The organism is Aureimonas sp. Leaf454 (assembly GCF_001424685.1).
Lineage (GTDB): Bacteria > Pseudomonadota > Alphaproteobacteria > Rhizobiales > Rhizobiaceae > Plantimonas.
Window position 1 is genome coordinate 21,322 of record NZ_LMQT01000006.1, and the last position, 13,403, is coordinate 34,724.

13 protein-coding genes are annotated in these 13,403 nt (G+C 68.0%); 5 read left to right on the forward strand and 8 right to left on the reverse strand.

All coding sequences use genetic code 11. The annotated features are described in order from the left end of the window. Window positions 1-7: 7 nt before the first annotated feature. Window positions 8-691 (reverse strand): TetR/AcrR family transcriptional regulator, encoded by a 684-nt coding sequence (locus tag ASG43_RS07365; protein WP_056502510.1) that lies wholly within the window; start codon window positions 689-691, stop codon window positions 8-10. Between the two features lie 325 nt (window positions 692-1,016). On the opposite strand from ASG43_RS07365, the gene ASG43_RS07370 reads away from it, so the two are divergent. Together ASG43_RS07370 and ASG43_RS07375 are read left to right on the forward strand one after the other, a co-directional pair. Further along, window positions 1,017-2,078: an HlyD family secretion protein gene (locus ASG43_RS07370; protein ID WP_244488013.1), complete on the forward strand. Its 1,062-nt coding sequence runs from the start codon at window positions 1,017-1,019 to the stop codon at window positions 2,076-2,078. A gap of 51 nt (window positions 2,079-2,129) precedes the next feature. Beyond that, window positions 2,130-3,731 carry a DHA2 family efflux MFS transporter permease subunit gene (locus tag ASG43_RS07375; RefSeq protein WP_156386561.1) on the forward strand — a complete coding sequence of 534 codons (1,602 nt, stop codon included), beginning with the start codon at window positions 2,130-2,132 and terminating at the stop codon, window positions 3,729-3,731. A gap of 14 nt (window positions 3,732-3,745) precedes the next feature. On the opposite strand, the gene ASG43_RS07380 is transcribed toward ASG43_RS07375, so the two are convergent. The 6 genes from ASG43_RS07380 to ASG43_RS07405 all read right to left on the reverse strand — a co-directional run bounded on the left by ASG43_RS07380 (window position 3,746) and on the right by ASG43_RS07405 (window position 8,846). Continuing rightward, entirely contained in the window at window positions 3,746-4,219 is a 474-nt protein-coding gene (locus tag ASG43_RS07380) for a low molecular weight phosphatase family protein (RefSeq protein WP_056502513.1), read from the reverse strand. Window position 4,220: 1 nt separating this feature from the next. Next, on the reverse strand, window positions 4,221-4,703 hold the full coding sequence (locus ASG43_RS07385) for a UPF0262 family protein (protein ID WP_056502516.1): 483 nt from the start codon (window positions 4,701-4,703) through the stop codon (window positions 4,221-4,223). A gap of 12 nt (window positions 4,704-4,715) precedes the next feature. Next, window positions 4,716-6,008: a histidinol dehydrogenase gene (hisD, locus tag ASG43_RS07390; RefSeq protein ID WP_056502520.1), complete on the reverse strand. Its 1,293-nt coding sequence runs from the start codon at window positions 6,006-6,008 to the stop codon at window positions 4,716-4,718. Window positions 6,009-6,053: 45 nt separating this feature from the next. Then, entirely contained in the window at window positions 6,054-6,515 is a 462-nt protein-coding gene (locus ASG43_RS07395; RefSeq protein ID WP_056502522.1) for a DUF2948 family protein, read from the reverse strand. 92 nt (window positions 6,516-6,607) lie between these two features. Next, window positions 6,608-7,897, reverse strand: coding sequence for an O-antigen ligase (locus ASG43_RS07400; protein WP_056502526.1), 1,290 nt, complete (start codon window positions 7,895-7,897; stop codon window positions 6,608-6,610). Beyond that, the gene (locus ASG43_RS07405; protein ID WP_056502528.1) at window positions 7,866-8,846 is read right to left on the reverse strand and encodes a glycosyltransferase; all 981 of its coding nucleotides are present in this window, start codon (window positions 8,844-8,846) and stop codon (window positions 7,866-7,868) included. Before ASG43_RS07405 ends, ASG43_RS07400 begins: the two co-directional genes overlap by 32 nt. Window positions 8,847-9,048: 202 nt before the next feature. On the opposite strand from ASG43_RS07405, the gene ASG43_RS07410 reads away from it, so the two are divergent. The 3 genes from ASG43_RS07410 to ASG43_RS07420 all read left to right on the forward strand — a co-directional run bounded on the left by ASG43_RS07410 (window position 9,049) and on the right by ASG43_RS07420 (window position 12,124). Further along, window positions 9,049-10,296: a glycosyltransferase family 4 protein gene (locus tag ASG43_RS07410; RefSeq protein WP_056502530.1), complete on the forward strand. Its 1,248-nt coding sequence runs from the start codon at window positions 9,049-9,051 to the stop codon at window positions 10,294-10,296. Window positions 10,297-10,298: 2 nt separating this feature from the next. Then, window positions 10,299-11,153, forward strand: coding sequence for a WecB/TagA/CpsF family glycosyltransferase (locus tag ASG43_RS07415; protein ID WP_056502533.1), 855 nt, complete (start codon window positions 10,299-10,301; stop codon window positions 11,151-11,153). Between the two features lie 95 nt (window positions 11,154-11,248). Further along, complete coding sequence (locus tag ASG43_RS07420) at window positions 11,249-12,124, forward strand: DUF6492 family protein (protein WP_056502536.1); 876 nt, start codon at window positions 11,249-11,251, stop codon at window positions 12,122-12,124. Here ASG43_RS07420 and ASG43_RS07425 read toward each other — a convergent pair. Beyond that, entirely contained in the window at window positions 12,096-13,364 is a 1,269-nt protein-coding gene (locus ASG43_RS07425; protein ID WP_348271069.1) for a lipopolysaccharide biosynthesis protein, read from the reverse strand. The genes ASG43_RS07420 and ASG43_RS07425 overlap by 29 nt on opposite strands. Window positions 13,365-13,403: the final 39 nt, after the last annotated feature.

Below are 13,403 nucleotides of genomic sequence, written 5' to 3' on the forward strand. Positions count from 1 at the left end.
TCGCGCGTCAGGCCTTTGCGCCCTTCGTGCCGTAGCCGGCCATGAACAGGCGAACGGCCGCGTCGACGACGCTCTCCATCTCGGCCTCCGTCACGGGTGGCGCCTCGTCGTCGAAGAAGCGTCGGCGCAGGATGCCGGCGGTGCAGAGTTCGACGAACTGGTTTGCCGCGAGGGGAATGTCGTCGATGGCGAGCGTGCGCGATGCGCAGGCGCGTTCCAGATAATCGTTGATCATGGCGAGGCCACGGGCCGGGCCGTGATTGTAGAAGTCGCGGCCCAGATGCGGCATGCGCGTCGCCACCGCGATCACGGTCCGCTTGGCGTGCATGGCTTCCGGCGACATGACCATGATGGCGAGACGCAGGCCGAAGCGCTTCAGCGTGTCGGCCGGGTGGTCCGCGTCGCCGAGAAGCGCCTCGACCTCCGCGAAATAGCGCGCGCGCACCTCCTCGATCAGAGCGCCGAACAGTTCCTCCTTGGACCGGAAGTACACGTAGAGCGTGGATTTGGAGACGCCGGCCTCGCGCGTGATGTCGTTCATCGAGGCCGCATCGAACCCGACGGAGACGAAGATGCGCCGTGCACCCTCGAGAATCTGCCGACGCTTGGCAGGGTCCTCGCCCGCCGCCAGACGTCCTTCGTTCGCCGGCTCGACGGGTCTGGACGCGGTGTTGGCAAGGGCGGACGGCATGTTGTGAAGACCTTCTTTAAGGACGCCGTGCTTTTCGACGCGCGACGCCGCTGCTCCATCTTGAAATGGCAAGCCGATGCCGCTAAGTCAACATCGAACCGAACGGTTCGGTTCGACAAAGGGCGGTCTGATGCTGGACAAGGTAGCACGTGACGACGACCAGCTTCGCACGAGCGATGCGGATGAAGCCATGACGGGCGAAGCGGGAACGTCCCCACCGCGTGGCGAGGCGGCTCCGGTGCGGCAGCCGGCCCCATCGGCAGCCCCGGCGCCCGCGTCCGGCACACCTGCCGTCGCAGCGACGCAGGCGCCGAAGAAAAGCCGCGTGAAGAAAATTGTCTTCCTTATGATTTTGCTCGCGGCGCTCGGTGCCGGCGGGTCCTTCGGTCATGGGTACTGGACGGAAGGGCGTTTCCTCGTGTCGACGGACGATGCCTATATCGCGGCCGACATGTCGATCCTGTCGCCGAAGATCACGGGCTACGTCGCGGACGTCCCGGTCGAGGAGAATCAGCTCGTGAAGGCCGGTGATGCGATCGCCCGGATCGATCGCGGCGATTTCGAGCTGGCGCTGGAAGCGGCCGAGGCGAAGATCGCGACCCAGCATGCCGCCGTCGACCGGCTCGGCGCGCAGAAGACCGCGGCTGAGGCCGCCGTCGGGGAGGCCGAGGCCAGCCGCGCCGCCTTCGCCACGACGCTCGCCCAGTCCGAGCTCGATTTGAAGAGGGCCGCCGATCTCGTGAAGAGCGGCGTCGGCGCGAAGGCGCAGCGGGATGCAGCGCAGAGCGCCCGCGACGAGGCCGTCGCCAAGCTGCGCGGCGCAGAAGCCTCGATCACGGCCGCGAAGGCGCAGGTCGCCGTTCTCGATGCGCAGGTGAAGGAGGCCGAGCGGCTGATCCGAGAGCTCGAGATTTCGCGGGACACGGCCCGGCGCAACCTCTCCTTCACGGAACTGACGGCGCCCTATGACGGCGTCGTCGGCAATCTCTCGGTGCAACCGGGCGACTACGTCTCGCCCGGCCGAAGCCTTGCCGCGGTGGTTCCGATGTCGAAGGTCTTCATCGAGGCGAACTTCAAGGAAACGCAGCTCGCCGAGATCCTCCCCGGCCAGCATGTCGAGATCGAGGTCGACGCCTTGCCCGGCCGGATCCTCGGCGGGACGGTGACCTCGCTCTCGCCGGCATCGGGTTCGGTCTTCTCCCTCCTGCCGTCCGACAATGCGACGGGCAACTTCACGAAGGTCGTCCAGCGCGTGCCGGTGCGCATCGCCATCGACGATGTCGAAGCGCTCGGCGGGCGGCTGCGTCCGGGTCTGTCGGCGGTCGTCTCGATCGACAGCCGCACGGGCGCGGCGCCCGCGGACGAAGCGAGGACCGCCGCGCGCTGACGCCGGCGATCTCGACTCCCACCCGCTGCAACGTTCGATCGGAGCTCTGCCATGTCGACGGTGATGACGTCCGCCTCGCCGGCGGCCCCCGCGCGGCCGGCGACGCCGCCAAGCGACGCGGTTCCGATGCGCAAGGTCATCGCCTTCGTGGCGATGGTCTTCGGCATGTTCATGGCGATCCTCGACATCCAGATCGTTTCGGCGTCGCTGGCGGAGATCCAGGCGGGCCTTTCCGCGTCGACGGACGAGATCGCCTGGGTGCAGACGGCCTATCTCATCGCCGAGGTCATCATGATCCCCTTGTCGGGGTTCCTCGCGCGGATGCTCTCCACGCGGGTGCTGTTCACGCTCGCCGCCGCCGGCTTCACGGCGTCCTCCGCCCTGTGCGCGACGGCGACGAACATCGACCAGATGATCGTCTACCGCGCGATCCAGGGCTTCATCGGCGGCGGCATGATCCCGTCCGTCTTCGCCGCCGCCTTCACCGTCTTTCCGCCGTCGAAGCGCGCCATCGTCTCGCCGCTGATCGGCCTCGTCGCGACGCTCGCGCCCACGATCGGCCCGACGATCGGCGGCTATCTCAGCCACGCCTTTTCCTGGCACTGGCTCTTTCTCGTCAACGTGCCGCCCGGCATCATCGTTGCGATCACGGTCTGGAACCTCGTCGACTTCGACAAGCCGGATCTCTCGCTGTTCGCGAGGTTCGACTGGTTCGGGCTTCTCGGCCTCGCCTCCTTCCTCGGCTCGCTGGAATACGTGCTGGAGGAGGGGCCGCTGAACGACTGGTTCGAGGACAGCTCGATCCTCGTCTTCGCCATCGTCGCGGCGATCGGCTGCGTCCTCTTCTTCTGGCGGGCCTTCACCGCAGAGGAGCCGATCGTCGACCTCACCGCCTTCGCCAACCGCAACTTCGCCTTCGGCTCGCTGTTCTCCTTCGTGATGGGCGTCGGCCTTTACGGCCTGACCTACCTCTATCCCGTCTACCTCGCGCGGATCCGGGGCTACGATTCGCTGATGATCGGCCAGACGATGTTCGTCTCCGGCCTCACCATGTTCATCATGGCGCCGATCTCGGGCATCCTTTCGGGCAAGCTCAGGATGGACCCGCGCCTGATGATGTCGCTGGGCTTCATCTCCTTCGGCTCCGGCACCTGGCTCATGTCGGGCCTGACGCATGACTGGGACTTCTGGGAGCTGTTCGTGCCGCAGATCCTGCGCGGCGTCGGGCTGATGATGGCGATGATCCCGATCAACAACATCGCGCTCGGCACGCTGCCCCCGCAGAAGATCAAGGGCGGTTCAGGCCTCTACAACCTGACGCGCAATCTCGGCGGTGCGGTGGGGCTCGCGATCATCAACACGCTGTTGAACGAGCGTTCCACGCTGCACTACGAGCGCCTGGCGGAATCGATTCGCTGGGGCCGGAGGGTGGTCGAGGACCGGATGGCGGCTATGGCCGCGCGCATGACCGCGCAGGGGCTCGACGGCTCCGCGACGTCGATCGCGCAGATGTCGAACATCGTGCGCCGCGAGGCCTCGATCCTCTCGTTCTCCGACGTCTTCATCTTCCTGACGGTGCTCTTCGGCGCGCTCGTCGTCCTCTCGGTCTTCATCCAGAAGCCGGACGCGGCGGTGAAGGTCGACGCGCACTGACGGCGCCGCCGTGGTCAGGGCGGGGAAGCGCCCGGCAGGAAGCGCTTTCGGATCCGCTCCTCGATCCGCTTCACGACGTCGCGATAGGCCTCGAGGATGGCCTCGCGGCTGCCGGTGGCCACGGAGGGATCGGGCATCGGCCAGAATTCCACCTCCACCGCGTCGGCGCCGGAGGCGTCGAGGGCCGTGTGATGCGCTTCGGGCGCCATGGTGACGATGAGGTCGAAATAGCTGTCGGCGAGGTCCTCGAAGCGCTGGGGACTGCGATTGCCGAGCGACAGGCCGCGTTCGGCGAGGACGACGTCGACGAAGGGATCGCGCTCGCCGCTGCGCACGCCCGCCGAGGCGACATAGGTCCGCGGCAGGAGCTGGCGCGTCAGGGCTTCGGCGATCGGCGAGCGGATCGCATTCATGCCGCAGACGAAGAGCACCGAGGACACGCGCGCCTGGCGGTCTTCGGCTTCTGGCTCCTTCGCGCCGGGCTCCATGTCAGTTGCGCCAGTGCAGGACGCAGATGAGGGTGAAGAGCCTGCGCGCGGTGTCGAGGTCGACCTCGATCTTGCCGGCGAGCCGCTCCCGCAGCGTTTCGGACCCATCGTTGTGGATGCCGCGCCGACCCATGTCGATCGCCTCGATCTGCGAGGGCGTCGAGGAGCGGATCGCTTCGTAATAGCTGTCGCAGATCAGGAAGTAGTCGCGGATCACCCGCTTCAGCGGCGTCAGCGACAGGATGTGCGTCACCACCGCCTCGCCCGCCGTGTCGCGAATGTCGAAGACGAGGCGCTTTTCCAGAAGCGACAGGCGCAGGCGGTAGGGGCCGCGGTCGAGCCCGGTCGGCCGGAAGGCGTTCTCCTCGATGAGATCGAAGATCGCGACCGCCCGCTCGTGCTCGACGTCGGGCGTCGCGCGGCCGATCGTGTCGTCGAGCTCGATGTCGATGAGCCGGTCGTTGCTCGCGGGTTCCCTCGCCATGCCCGGCCGCTCCTAGAGATTGAGCCGGATGGCGACGGACCGGCCGTGGGCGTCGAGCCCCTCGACGCGGGCGATCTCGATCGCCGCGGGCCCGAGCGCGCGCAGCTGCTCGGCTCCCAGCTTCAGGATCGAGGTCCGCTTCACGAAGTCGAGCACCGAAAGGCCCGAGGAGAAGCGCGCCGAGCGCGCCGTCGGCAGGACGTGGTTGGAGCCGCCGACATAGTCGCCGATGACCTCGGGCGTGTGCCGGCCGAGAAACACCGCGCCGGCGTTCCGGATGCGGGCGAAGAGCGGTTCGGGGTCTTCGACGGCGAGCTCCAGGTGCTCGGCCGCGATGCGGTCGGCGAGGGGCGGCGCCTCGTCCAGCGAGGGCACGAGGATGATGGCGCCGAAGTCGCGCCAGCTCGCCTCGGCCGTTTCCCGTCGCGACAGCTGCGTCAGCTGGCGTTCCACGGCCGCTTCGACGGCATCGGCGAGGTCCGGATCGTCGGTGAGGAGGATCGACTGCGCGGCCGTGTCGTGCTCGGCCTGCGCAAGGAGGTCGGCGGCGAGCCAATCCGGATCGTTGTGGCCGTCCGCGATGACGAGAACCTCGGACGGGCCGGCGATCATGTCGATGCCGACCGTGCCGAAGACCTGGCGCTTGGCGCACGCGACGAAGGCGTTGCCCGGCCCGACGATCTTGGCGACCGGCGGGATGGTCCGGGTGCCGTAGGCGAGGGCGGCGACGGCCTGGGCCCCGCCGATCCGGTAGATCTCGTCGACGCCCGCGATGCGCGCGGCGGCGAGGACCAGCGGATTGAGCGCGCCCGCGCGGGCGGGCACGGCCATCGCGATGCGCTCGACGCCGGCGACCCTGGCGGGAACCGCGTTCATGAGGACGGAGGAGGGATAGCTCGCCGCGCCGCCGGGCACGTAGAGGCCGACCGATTCCACCGCCGTCCAGCGCGAGCCGAGCTCCACGCCGAGCGAATCGGTGTAGCGGTCGTCCCGCGGCATCTGGCGGGCATGGTGGCTCCGGATGCGCTCGTGGGCGAGCGTCAGGGCCGCGAGCGTCTGCGTCGCGGTCGCCTCGAAGGCGGCGTCGATCTCGCTCTCGGACACGCGAAGGGTTTCGGGCGTCAGGGCGAGGCCGTCGAAGCGGTGCGTCAGTTCGATCAGCGCCGCGTCGCCTTCCTCGCGCACGCGCGCGATGATCTGGCGCACGGTCTGGTCGACATCCTCGGACACTTCGCGCTTGGCGCCGAGAAGCGCGCGGAAACGCTCCTCGAAATCGGCGTCGGCGGCATTCAGCCTGACGGGCAAGTCGATCGTCTCCCAGAGCGGCGGCTGTCCGCCTCGCCGCTCGGCTCAGTCGGCATCCGCCTCATGATCAGGTCGCACGGAGGTCGACCAGGCCGCGTCGAGATCGGTCAGCCGAGCTTCGATGCATTCCACGTCGAGCCTTATCGCGGAGCCCCCGGCGAAGACAAGCTCGATCCATCCCGACGGCGCCTCGCCCGGCGAAAAGCGGATCGTGAGCAGTGACAGGACCTGATCGGTCGCGCGGGGGTCGACGCCGTTCCGCTTGACCCCGAGCACGCGATCGAAATGGAGAACCGCGCGACGGCGCTCGTATTCGGGACGCCGGAAGACGGTGAGACGGAAGCGCTCCTGGGCCTTTTCCCAGACGAAGCGGTTCATCGCCATCACGAAGAGGCCTTCGGACTCCCGGAATTGGATATCCTCGGCACGCACGATCGCGTCCTGGCAATGAGAGGAGATGATCGCGAGGTCGTTTTCGTCGACCCCGTCGAGGCGCAGGCTGTCCATTCGGTATCCATCGTCGGCGAGCGGTCCCTAAGACCCGACACGTAGGCACGCGCTTCCAAACGCCAAGAAGCGCGACGGCCGATGCTGCGAATTCAGTTCCGGATGGGAAAGCGGGACACGAGGCGGATGCCGACGATCGAGGTCCACAGGAACATCCAGATCGGATCGTTGCGGCGGAAGAAGTAGCTTTCGAGGAAGGAGTTCAGCAGCACGAAGGCGATGATCATCAGGAAGAGATCGCAGAGGCGCTGGTTCTCCGGAAGGGGCGGGCATTTCAAGTAGTCGCGGGCCGGCAGGAAGAGGAGGACGAAGCTCGCGACCAGGAGCGATGGCCAGCCCATGGCGATGGCGATGTCGAGATAGCCGCTATGGGCGTTGACGATGCCGCGGGGGTCCCAGGAGAGTTCGAAGGGCATCTCCGCGCCGAACACGTTGCGCGTCAGCCAGAAGGATTCCAGCCCGTAGCCCGTCCATTGCTGCGGCGCCATCGTGTCCAGCGCGAAACGCCACAGATCCGCGCGACCCGTGAACGTCGTGCCGGGCAGGATCGACTGGAGGATGTCGTTCAGCGCGGGGGACAGGACGGCCCCGATCGTCATCAGCGCCATGATCGTCATGGCGAGGATGAGGACCGCGACGGGAAGCAGGCGTCCGCCGATCGCCCGCCCGCCGATCACCAGGAAGGCGACCACGGGCAGGAGCGAGGTCGAGGTCTTCGAGCCGGTCTTCAGGACGAAGAGGCAGGCGAGGAGCGCGATGATCCAGCCGGTCCGCCGACGTCCGCAGCGCACGAGATAGAGACCGGAAAAGAACAGGCCCGCCATGACCGGAGCGGCGATGTTCTTGTGCGAGTAGATGCCGCGCCAGAGCCCTGCATGCTGCGCCTCGTCGCCGCTCGCCTGATGGATGGCGATGCCGGGCAGGAGGACGAGGCCGACATAGGACAGGCCGAGCACGGTGAGGGCGGTGATCGACAGGCTGAGGCGGAAGGCGTCGGCATCGGGCGGCAGCGTCACGACGGCCGTGCAGGCGATCATCGCCATCAGCGTGAAGAGGGCGGTTCGCAGCGTCAGGCTCGGATCGAGCGCATGGGCCACGGATGCGAAGATGCAGACGACCATCAGGATCCAGGTCGGGCGCAGGAGCGTCCGCGCCACCAGCCGGTCGGTGAAGAGGACATGGCTGAGGAGGGCCAGCCCCGCGAGCAGGCCATAGCCCAGCTGGTTGACGATATTGCCGGACGAGCCCGACGCGCTCTCCGCCTCGAAGGGGGTCAGCGTCGTGATCAGGGCGAGGAACAGGACGACGCCGAGCGCGGTCCTGATTTGGCCGAGGAGGGCCGGCGAGACCTCAGTTCTGTTCGGGGCGGCGATACTGCTCATTGACCATTCCGAACTCGGCCATCAGCCGGCCGACCGCGACATGGACGGGATAGAGCCCGATCACCGCCGAGCGCGTCCGGGCGCCGAGGACGATGGACCGGAAGGGGGCGGCGGCGAGGAGCGCGGCACTCTTCAGAAGCGTTCTCGCCCGTCCGGACAGTCCCGGCTGGGCCCGCCATTCGATGATCGAGGAGATCGCGCCGTTGCGCAGGCTGCGAGCCTGTATCCACGAATATTCCGTGCGCCGCATCGGCGTCGTCTCGAAGACGGGCGCCTCCTCGCACCAGGCGAAGGCAAAGCCGCGACGGCGGGCACGCGCATAGAAATCGCTGTCCCCGCCGCCGATGAAGTTGAAGGCCGGATCGAGGAAGGGGCGTTCCATCCGGTCGAGCACGCGCCGGCGGACGAGGACGTTGCCGGACGAATAGAGGATCGGGACCGGGCCGGTCCGGTCGTAATGGGGCGTGAAGACGGGATGGCGCCCGTAGGCATTGGTTCCGCCGCCTTCGAAGACCGGATGCTGCGGACCCCCGACGAAATCGGCGCCGGTCATCTCGGCCGTTCGCACGAGATGGCCGATCCAGCCGGGTTCGGCACATTCGTCGTCGTCGATGACGAGGAGGAAGTCCATCGAGGGAAAGGTCTCCAACGCCGTCTCGAAGCCGGCATTGTAGGCAAAGCAGTTGCCGCGGTCGTGCGCGACGAGAACGAGCCCTTCGAGCGCGCCGGAGGCAAAGAGGGGACCTGCGACGGCGAGGCCTTCGCGCCGCTCCGCATCGTTGTCCATCACGATCACGGCGAAGGGCTCCGCGAAGCTCTGCGCGCGAAGCGATTCCAGCGTCTTCAGGAGGTGCTCGGGCCGCCGGAACGTCGGCAGCGTCACGACCACGCGCGGCGCGACGGCGCCGAGGCCGGGTGAACGCGTTTCGATGGTGACGGACTTCGCCATGTCGCAATCCGCAGGAGGAGAAAGACGCTCGCAGCGCGGAGGATAGGGCGAACCCGTCAACAAGGCCTTTAGACCGTCGAGCCGGCCGCGGGCGCGCTTCGGCGGTCAAAGCGACGGTCGTTCAAATTGGAACGATTGGCTTAGCGGGATCGTGATGGCGCGGAACCTAGAGATGGGATCCCAGGCCAGACGAGGCGATCCCATGCACCTTCTGTTCGTCAGTTCCCTTCTGCCGGAAATCGAGCCCTCTTCCGGGTTCGAACTCGCCAATCGCGCCATCGCGGCGGAACTTCGGCGGCAGGGCGTGCGGGTGTCCTTCGCCGGTTTCCGGGTGCCGGGATCAAGGCTGCCTCGCGCCGGGGAAACGCCGCTCGGCGAGCGGATCATCGAGAACGCCTCGGCGGGCCGTGTCCAGAAGGCGGCCTGGGTCGCCGAGGCCCTGCGTGCCGGACTGCCCGTCTCGGCCGCCAAGCTGTCCGGCCTGTCTTCCGCCGTGCTTCGCCAGCGCATCGCGGCGGCGGGTCCGGTCGACGGCTATGTCCTCAACTCCATCCAGATGCCGACGGCCTATCCGTTTCTCGTGAGGGACAAGCCGTCGATCTTCGTCTCGCACAATGTCGAGCATCGCACGGCCGCCGAGAATGCGGAGCATGCCGCCTCGGCGATGTCGCGGATGCTCTACCGCCGCGAGGCTAGGCTTCTCGCCGCGGCGGAGGCGCGCGTCTGCCGCGAGGCCGTCGCGATCCACACGCTCGCCGAAGAGGATGGTCGCGCGCTCGGCCTCGGCTCCGACCCGCGGCACGCGCCGCTGGCGCTGGCGCTCGGCCGTCCCCGCGCGGAGCCGACGACGCGGCGCAGCCACGATATCGGCCTCATCGGCACCTGGAGCTGGGCGCCGAACCGCGTCGGGCTGGACTGGTTCCTCGCCGAGGTCGTCCCGCTCTTGTCCCCGGATCTTTCCATCGCCATTGCCGGTCGTTTCGACGGGCGGCCTCCGCAGGCCCCTCGCAACGTCGCCTTTCTCGGCCGCGTGCCCGATGCACAGGACTTCGTGCGGTCCTCGCGCGTCATCGCGCTGGCGACGAAGGGCGGCACCGGCGTTCAGTTGAAGACGATCGAGACCTTCGAGGAGGGGATGCCCGCGGTGGCGACGTCGCAGGCGCTTCGCGGCGTCGATGCGCCGCCGGCCAACGTCGTCGTCGCCGACGATCCCGAGGATTTCGCGATCGGCCTCGGCGCGATGGTCGAGCGCGATCGCGCCGGACGATCGCTCCGTCTGGATGGCGTGGCGTTCGCCGAGCATCAGCACCTCGCGCTGTCGCGTGGCATCGGCAAGGGCCTCGCGGTTCTCGAGGCCGAGCTGACGCGACCCCGGCGGTCGGGCGCGACGCCCGATCGCAGGCCCCAAGCCTTCTCGGCATCGGAATTGAACACGCAGTGGGTGGGTTGACGATGAAACTCGACATCCCCTTCTCGATCGGGCGCTCCGCCAAGTCCGCATCCTTTCCACGGACATCGATTTCGATGTTCGGCATTGATGTCGTGTCCGCCAGTATGGAGGATGCGCGTCGCATTCTCGTCGCGCGGGTGCAGGCGCGGATCTTCACCAAGATCGCCTTCATCAATGCGCATTGCGTCAATGTCGCCCTGGATGTTCCGGATTACCGCCGCGCTCTCGACGATTTCGTCGTCATGCCGGACGGCGTCGGCGTCGATCTCGCCGCGCGGCTGCTGCAGCGGCGATCCTTCCTCGCCAATCTGAACGGGACGGATTTCCTACCCTACCTTTTCGCCAGGACGGCGAAGCCGATGCGTGTCGGTCTGCTGGGCGCCGCGCCGGGCGTTGCCGACACGGCGGCGGCAGCGCTCGCGGCAGCCTATCCGCAGCATGCCTTCCACGTCATCTCGCATGGCTTTTTCGCCAAGGGCGCCGAGACCGAGGCGGTGAAGGCCAAGCTGCGCCACGCCTGTCCCGACGTGCTCCTCGTGGCGCTCGGCGTGCCGAACCAGGAGTTGTTCATCGCCGAGCACGTCTCCGGCGCCGACTGCACGCTCGCCTTCGGCGTCGGGGCGTTCCTCGACTTCATGGCCGGACGGGTTCCCCGCGCGCCCGCCGTGGCGCGGGCGCTGCGCCTCGAATGGCTCTTTCGGCTGGCCCACGAGCCGCGGCGTCTGTGGCGCCGCTATCTCGTCGGCAACCCGGTCTTCATGGCGCGGGTCTTCGCGGAAGGCCTGCGACAGACCCGCCGCCGGCCCGAGCCCTGGCATCGCGGCGAGACGCCGCCGACCCATGTGCGCCGCCGCTGAGAGGCAGCGGTTGCAGCGGCGATCCATCTGCGGCAGAGGTTCTGACCGAGCCCTCGCTTCGTGCCGCGGGCCGGACCTTGGGAGACGCTGAGACCTTGTCCGCCGCCCTCGTGACCGCCAGCTACCGCGGTGACCTCGAACGCTGCCGCCTGCTCTGCGAGAGCATCGATGCCCGGGTTTCCGGATACACCCGCCACCTGATCCTCGTGGAAGCGGCGGACCTGGCGCTGTTCCGGCCGTTGGCGGGACCGCGTCGCGAGATCGTCAGCGAGCGCGAGCTGCTGCCGTCGTGGCTGCGCGCGTTTCCCGATCCGTCGGCCTGGGGGCGTCGCCGCCTGTGGTTGTCTCCTTTCGGCCCGCCCTTGCGCGGCTGGCACGTCCAGCAGTTGCGCCGCATCGCCATCGCCGCGTTGCTCGACGAGCGGGTGATGGTGTCGCTGGATTCCGACGTCGTCTTCGTACGCCCCTTCGATGTCGGCGTCCTGGAACCGGCCGGCGCGACGGAATTCTACCGCCAGCCCCATTCCATTCCCCTCGACGACCCCGCCTATCAGCATCACCGCGCCTGGTCGCGCCGCGCCGCGGAGTTGCTCGGCCTGTCCGCGCCCTTGGAGACGCAGACGGATTACATCGCCACGGTGATCGCGTGGCGGACGGCCAGCGTCCGCGCGATGACCGCCCATATCGAAGCGGTCACGGGGAAGTCCTGGATGCGCGCGCTCGTCGGGAGCCGTTCGTTGTCGGAATGCATGCTCTACGGCCGTTTCGTGGAGGAGGTCGAGCGGCGGCCCGATCTCCACCAGCCGTCGACGCTGAAGCGCTGCCGGATCTACTGGAACGGGGCCGCGCTCGGGGAGGGAGCCCTGTCCGACTTCACGGCGGCGCTCGAGCCCGAGCAGGTGGCCGTCGGCATCCAGTCCTTCACCGGCACCGATCCGGTCCTCATTCGCCGGGCAGCGGGTCTGGGCTGAGCCCTCCCGGCAGGTCGCGGCGCTTCGCCCCGCGATCCCAGTCGAAGGCCGTGTAGGTGGCCGCCGCCGAGACCAGCCAGAGCACGAGGAACAGGGCGTTCAGCCCGACGATCCACCCCGTTCCCTCGTCGTCGAAGCTCGTGAGAAGCACGACGAGCAGGCCGGCCTTGATGAGCCCGACCAGCGCCAGCACCAGCGCCCGCATCGTCGTTCGGCCGCGCGCATAGAGAAGTTCGCTCTGATATTCCACGAGATTGCGAAAGGCCGGCACGAGCAGCGCGACGAGGACGAGGGGGCCGGCCCCCGCCACGTTGCGGCCGAGCGCATCGGGGAAGAGGTAGAGGAATCCGCCGAGGGCCGCGAGGCCGCCGATCGAAACGGCCGCGATGCCGCCTTCGATCATCCAGCGGATGCGCCAGGATTCCAGCCATTGCGGCGTCTTCATCAGCTTCTGGACGAGCATCATCGTGAACGAGCGGATCGGCAGGGCGGTGAGGTCCACGAGGCGCATGAGGATAGCGTAGAGGCCGGCGACGTGCGGCCCGCCGAGCGAGAGGACGAGGAGCTTGTCGAGCTCGGACTGAAGATAGAAGATGACCTCCGCGCTGGCGACGGAGACGCTGTCGCGCCACCGCGCGAGATAGAGCTTCGGCGCGAAGCGCAGGCGCTGGCGCGGATAGAAGGCGATGAACGCGAAGGCGGCGAGGCCGAGATTGGACGCGAGATAGCAGAGCGCCCAGGACAGGAGCGTGTGGTCGGACACGCCGGCGAAGATCAGGGCGGCGACGGCGCGAACGCCCGAGCCGATCACGACGAGCGACGCCCCGCGCGCGAAGCGGCCGAGCCCATTGTTGACGATCACGACGACTTCGAGGAGACGCCAGCCGAGCACTTCGGCCGCGACGATCGCGGCGAAGGCGGGAAGGGCCATGTCGCCGGCGAAGACCGCGGCGTAGAAGCCGGCGCCGACGGCGGCGACGATCGGCAGCGAGAGCGCGAAGGCGAGGATCAGCCCGAGCGTGTAGGCGCCGATCAGGCGCGGCTTCACGGTCGCGACCCGGTAGAGCGGCGACACGAAGCCGAAGCCCGCGATCCGCGACAGCACGATGCCGGTGGCCGAGGCGGTGGCGAACAGACCGAAGTCCGAGACGGTCAGCCCGTTGGCCACCGAGACGAAATAGGCGAGCGACAGAACCAGCCGCCCCACCGAACCCCCGACAAGATAAGCATAATTTCGCAACCCATTTAGGTCGCTCTTAAACCTTTCGGCCCAAGCTCC